Raw genomic sequence first — 6,585 nt, forward strand, 5'->3', positions numbered from 1 at the left:
TTGACGAATACTAAATCGTTTTCCCATTTGAATACTAGAAATACTTTTGCTAGTTGTACTCATTTCAAAAACCACACAAAAAGCCTTTTGTAAACCAAATTTTACTTTATGAAATAAGGTGTTTGCAGTTGCACTTTCTACGTGCTGACAACCATAACAATGGTATCTATATCCTGACTTTTCACATCCTTTGGTCTGTCCACATTTTATACAAGTAAACCCATCTTGCCATTTTATTTTGGCTAAATAAGCCTTACAAGCTTCATCATTTGCTAGTTCTTTTATAAAGTTTAGGATGTCTTGACCTTTAAAATGTTCCATATAGCAATGTTTTAAAGGATCAATATACGGAGACTAAATGACTAACTCAGTTTGTTTATATTAAAATACACAATTACCCTGCTGACAATTAATCAATTAAACAGTGTTCAAAATTTAGGAGATAAAATTTAATCAGCCGTATGATCACAATATTCCCTATAGTTGTAGTTATACCAATTTGATTTTTTAAATGACGTAATGATAATTTGGAATGTTTTTTATTCAGATAAGTAAAAAAAGTAAAAGCATAGCCCCGTTACGGTTTTGTTTTTGTGTGAAAAATAAACGAATTTAATGCGTCATTTAAATGTTAAAATGATGTTATTTTTACATGTCAAGATTTCCATTAAAATAGGGGGGGAATAATTAAAAAAAAGCCCTGTAATTAGTGTTTTACAGGACTTTATTTTCTTTCTAAAATTGACCTTCGTAATTAAGATAAAGTCAATTTACATCTTAATTCCACTCAAAATCTCCAGTTTCAATACTCCAATCATTTCCAAAAAAACCAGCACATTTTACTTTTGAATCACCCTCAATTAATACCTGATCGTCAAAAATTAATACATCTGGAAACGTAGTTCCATTTACCAAATAGTGATTCATATAAGCTGCTTTCATTCCCTTTTTACCCGTTGCAGTAACAACACCAACACTTGCAATATCACTGTCTGCTCTTGGAACTATAAAGTAAGAACCCCATTGCGTCCCCTTCAATTCCTTTCCGCCAAAACTAATTTTATTATCATTTACTTGAATCGGATTGTTTTTTAACAATTTGTTCCACGCAATGTTATTATCTTTATTACCGTAAATAATTACGTTTCTATCTTTATACTTTTTTAAAGAAAACTCTGAATCTTTGACTACTTGAATCTTTCCATTCGCTCTGTACCAAAATGTTTCTGCATCAAATTTTGCTCTATTAAAATACCATTCGTTTTCAAATTCTGAACCGTTAGAAGCGTATACCAAAACTACATTATTTCTAAAAGCATCTTTAAATCCGCCATTTCTATGGGGTCCTTTTTCTTTTAAAGAAGGTGCTTTAGAAACATTCCACTTCCCATTATTTTCTTCAAAAAACACAATTCCCTTATCTTCAATTTTTATAATTTCTCCATTTAAAGAAATCTCTACTATCGTATCACTAATTGGGCGTGTATCTATTTCAAGCAGAGAAACATTCTTTGTGTTAATTTCAACTGACTTCTCTTTGCTAAATTCGAATGAACTTACCTCAAATGCTTTTTGTTGTTGATGTATAGTAATAAAATGTGAATTTGAAGAGACTCCTGGAGAGCCTGTATAAAATTCATACTTCTTTATGTCTTTGTCTTCCTTAATGGTTCTTTGTTTAAAGAATTCAAAAATTGGGTTCCAATCTACAGAATGATTACCATACCAATGTGTGCCATCTGGGTATTCATAATATGTAAAGTCATTATGAAATTTACCTAATCTCTCTCTCATATCTCTGGCAATATGGGTGGGTACAACCTTATCTTTTTCTCCATGTAAAATATATACACCGTGATGCAAATAATTTCTTATTAAACCAAGTGTTCTGCTTGGAGTACCAGCTCGTTTAATCATACTTTCTACAAGTGTTGGCGTATACTTCATCATTAATCTTTCCTCAACTTTTGCAGTAATACCAAAATTAGAGACCTTCTCTATAGGCATATTTGATCTTTTTCTTGTAAAAGAATCTCTATATAATAACAGATCTGGATATCCTGCACAAGGTGCAATAGCAGCGAAATAATCGGGATAAGTTGCTCCTAAATACCAACTCCCATGGCCTCCCATAGAGTGCCCTGTTAAATAAATTCGTTGATTATTGGGTTGAAAAATAGATTTTGCCTCAGCCAAAACTTCTAAAGCATCTAATCTTCCCCAATCTTCCCATGCAAACCCAAAAGGTCGTCGATTGGTGGGAGCCACAAGATTTCCCCAATCTTTTTGTTTATATGCGTTTGCTTGATTTACCGCTTCTACAGATGCTCCGTGGACAGATAAAAATAAGGCTTGTGATGCTTTATCTTTATTAGTTGTAGGTGCTACACTATAGTATTGAACACTTCCATCAATTTGACTAATAAAGGTGCGTTTGTGATGTTTATATTTTGATTTTAAATTGATTTCTAATTTTTTAGCAGCAATTTTCTGACCTTTATTATCATTTAATATAAGACTTAGCACAACCTTATTATGAATCTCTGTATTCAATGCTGAACCAATTGTAAAAGGTACTTTTTGAACACTCATAGGTGCAATTGGAGCAATTGAAGTTTGAATTTTTACTCCCTTTAAATCCGATTGAATACTATAATTCGTTAACCAATTATCAGATGAATTTACAACTCTAATAGCTCCAATGAATTCTCTATCTTCTTCAACCAAAATATCTGGTAGAGTTAAATCACGGTTTGTGAATTGAACCAAAGATTCAGGATCTATTATTCTTGCTCTAATTCTAGGGAACCTTCCAACTTTTAACACAAAAGTATTTAATCCTTTATTCAATGTAAGAGGAATTAAATTCCATCCAAAATCATAATGATCCCCTTCATGAGGTAATCCGTTTATTAGAAGTAAAGAATGGCCTGAAGCCTCGAACAATACCTTCTTTTTAGAAGAAGATTTATAAGATAAATAGACATAACTAGACCTTAATTTTGAATCGTTAAAACTATTAGATGTATCTACTTTAATAGCATTCCACTTCAATTCGTTTCCTAAAAAATTAATATCAAAAACTTCGTTCTTTTTAACTGTTAATGTAGGGTTCATTAAAAACTTATAAAAAACGGGATCTTTCGGAAATGAAGAAGAGTTAAATTCAAAATTTTGAATTTTTAGAGCTAGCCCTTCTTTGAAGATATGTATAACCTTTCCTTCACTGACTTCGTTTACTTTCTCTTTTCCAAAATACTCTACAATATTTCCTGTTTTTTGCTGAGCTATTAATAAAAAAGGAGCAAACAGTAGAAAAATAATTTTAATTTTGATTGTTTTTGATTTCATTTGATGATTTTTAAAAGGTTCTATAACTTAAAAATAGCCTTTTCGGTCCTCTAAAAAAATAATTTTAGACCAACAACATTTTCTTATATCCAGAGAACCAAAATAATTCCTTAATTGAGATAAAGCTAGTTCTAAAAAATTTGTATAAAAGAAAGTATCTTGTTGGGATTTTACTAAATTTACAAAGAAATTCTATATGTGAAATATTTAGAATATCAATTTTATTAAAAAAACAATAAAAATTGGAGCATCGCACCGCTAGGGTCTTGTTTTTATGTTAAATATTAAAAAAAGTGTTGCGATCTAAATGACACAATAAATATCAGCCTATTTTAAGATTACACAAACTAATTCTACATTCAATAAATAAAGTAAAATGACGAATAACTATTTCGATAAACAGTTTGAATTAAGATATTTTGAGATGAATAAATTTGGTACTGCATCGCCAACAACCATCTTAACTTTGTTAGAAGAAACGGCTGCTGATCATTGTTATTCTATAAATCATAGTTTATACCAACTAGAAGCACAAAATATTGGATGGGTTTTATTTTCTGGGTTTATGCAAATGGAGCGATATCCCAATTATAAAGAAAAAATCACTATTAGAACATGGTTATCAGTATATTCAACGATTAAAGGGTTTAGAGAAAACATTATTTACGATGAACAAGGTAATATAATTGGAAGAGCTAGAGGATTATGGGTTTTCTTCGACATTGAAAAAAGAAGACCTACCCCAATATTTGATATCATAAAGGAGAAATGGTCTTTCTGTAATGAAGAAAGTATCAATCACAATATTTCTAAAAAAATTAAAGCAATCGAAAACCCTAATTATGAATTAAAATTTAAAGTGAATAGATATGATATTGATATGAATAAACACGTAAATAATATTAGATATTTACAATGGTTGATTGAGTCAGTTCCTGACGAAATTATTGATAATTATTATTTGCATTCTATAGATGGTAGATTCATTGCCGAAGCACATTTAGGGCAAACAATAGTTTCTTTGACTAAAAATGACACGAACGAAACAAAGGGTAAATCTTTACTACACACAATAAAAATAGAAGGGTCTGATAAAATTTGTACAACAACAAAAACAATTTGGAAAAAAATATAAATACGAATGCACAATCTGCTCCAACTAATATCGCAGGCGTGTCTATCATACACAACCATATCATTCCTTTGTCAAGATAAATACAAACATAATTCATAGTCAATAGAGTTTTATAAATTAAAGTTTTTCGTTTCCCTCTATTCAATGTCTTATTGCAGCAAATTTAATTTTATAGATGTGTAAGTAAATAACACAGACGCATTTATTAAAAAACCGAATAAATAAAATTCTATAATTAGTAGTGAAATCATTAAAAAAGCTTGTATTGATAGTAGTCCTAAACAGATTGAACTCAGTGAGGTTGGATATCCTGAAAGGGTTAAATCAGCCTTAGAAACAATTATTGAGATGCTTTAATCATCAATTTAAAAGGCAAAAAAGAGAATAAAATTGCTGAAATATTTTCTCAAAAACCAAATCAACTTAACCAAATAGTCAAGAAAAATAGAGTAATATACCTAGTTAAATTATCGGTTATATTACATTTAAAGAGCGATAGGTACTGAACTAAAAAAATGTAATTTAGCAATCTCTAAAATTAAATTTGTTGCAATAAGACATTGAATCCAAAAAATGGGAAAAATATTTTATAAAAGGCTATCTATTTGGTATATAAAATTCCAGGTAAGTAATTCACCTCAAATGAATTTGGTATTGGGTTTCTTTTTATATACTATAATTGGCTTCATTCTACTTTCCATTCCTCTATTTCATAAAGTAGATGTTTCTATTTTAGACAATTTGTTTATATCAACTTCAGCAATCTCAACCTCTGGATTAAGCACTATAAGTATAATTAATTCTTACAATTTTTTCGGACAACTCATTATATTAATACTTATCCAATTTGGAGGAATTGGATACATGACTCTAACTACTTATTTTCTGCTATTTACAACGAATAAAATAACGCATTGGCATAATAGATTAATAGGTGCGGAATTTACTCTTCCTGAAACTATTCAAATTAAAGATTTTATTAAAAGTGTTATTGTATTTACGCTAATCATGGAAATCATTGGGGCTCTTTTATTTTTCATAGCTTTCTCTGATTATGGGATGGGCAATTTAAAAGCAGTTTGGTTTTCTGTTTTCCATAGTATTTCATCTTTTTGTACAGCAGGTTTTGCATTATTTGATAACGGATTTGAAAGTTATCACGATAATATTTTTATAAATATAATTGTTGCAGTTTTAGCAATTTCAGGCTCATTAGGCTTTATTATTATTACGGATTTATGGCATCGTATTTCTGGTAAATCCAAAGAAATTTCATTTACAACTAAAATCATTTTTTATGGATTTCTACTGTTGCTCTTTTTAGGAACTTTGTTGTTTTATTTTAAAGAGTCAGGCTCAAACCACACACTAATGACATCATTTTTCCAATCTATGTCTGCTATGACTACTGTTGGTTTCAATACTATTCCAATTGGTGAATTATCATTACCAATACTATTACTTATAATATTTCTTATGTACATTGGAGCCTCGCCGTCAGGAACAGCTGGTGGAATGAAAATTACTACCTTAACGGCTATGTTGTCGATATTAAAAAGCCGGTTATTTGGTCAGAAAAACATTACTTTTTTAAATCGTTCCATACCTTTTGAAAGAATTTATGTTGCTACGTCAACATTTATACTTTATACTAGTCTAATTTTTTTGTTTACGTTTTTGCTATCATATAGTGAGAATTTTTCTCTTGATAAAATTCTTTTTGAAGTAGCTTCCGCTTTGGGAACAGTCGGATTAAGTATGGGAATCACAGGTGACCTATCCTCAACAGGGAAAATATTGATAATAATTTTAATGTTTCTAGGCCGTGTTGGGGTTTTAACATTCGGTTTTGCCCTTTTACACAGAAAAAAGCAAAAGCAAAAAAACATAAAAGAAGAAGATTTAGCAACTTAAAATTTCATTTACACCTCAAGACCGTTGCAAGGTACATGACAAAAACAAAGACCCAAACTTAGGGTGTAAATCATTGTTTGTTAGCTTATTAAGATGTATATTCAAGCCATGAAACTACAAATAACACCTACTTTTTCAGATAGCATTTGTGATTTACGCACAAGAAAGATAAAAGCTACATTTTT

General features: G+C 29.9%; 4 protein-coding genes. 2 read left to right on the top strand and 2 right to left on the bottom strand.

Features of this window, described 5'->3' with window-relative positions; genetic code table 11:
* On the bottom strand, positions 1-321 hold a 321-nt coding region (locus V5787_RS00215; protein WP_336891279.1), incomplete at its 3' end, for a transposase.
* 456 nt (positions 322-777) lie between these two features.
* Positions 778-3,351, bottom strand: a complete 2,574-nt coding sequence (locus V5787_RS00220) for a prolyl oligopeptidase family serine peptidase (RefSeq protein ID WP_336891280.1) — start codon at positions 3,349-3,351, stop codon at positions 778-780.
* A gap of 376 nt (positions 3,352-3,727) precedes the next feature.
* On the opposite strand from V5787_RS00220, the gene V5787_RS00225 reads away from it, so the two are divergent.
* A complete protein-coding gene (locus V5787_RS00225; protein ID WP_336891281.1) occupies positions 3,728-4,486 on the top strand; it encodes an acyl-ACP thioesterase domain-containing protein in 759 nt (252 codons plus the stop codon).
* Between the two features lie 573 nt (positions 4,487-5,059).
* Positions 5,060-6,400: a potassium transporter TrkG gene (locus tag V5787_RS00230; protein ID WP_336891282.1), complete on the top strand. Its 1,341-nt coding sequence runs from the start codon at positions 5,060-5,062 to the stop codon at positions 6,398-6,400.
* Positions 6,401-6,585: the final 185 nt, after the last annotated feature.

Origin of the sequence: Flavicella sp. (assembly GCF_037132785.1) — a bacterium.
Lineage (GTDB): Bacteria > Bacteroidota > Bacteroidia > Flavobacteriales > Flavobacteriaceae > Flavicella.

Coding starts and splice junctions, on each gene's coding strand:
- V5787_RS00220 (WP_336891280.1), bottom strand. CDS start 3,351: ATGAAATCAAAAACAATCAAAATTAAAATTATTTTTCTACTGTTTGCT.
- V5787_RS00225 (WP_336891281.1), top strand. CDS start 3,728: ATGACGAATAACTATTTCGATAAACAGTTTGAATTAAGATATTTTGAG.
- V5787_RS00230 (WP_336891282.1), top strand. CDS start 5,060: ATGGGAAAAATATTTTATAAAAGGCTATCTATTTGGTATATAAAATTC.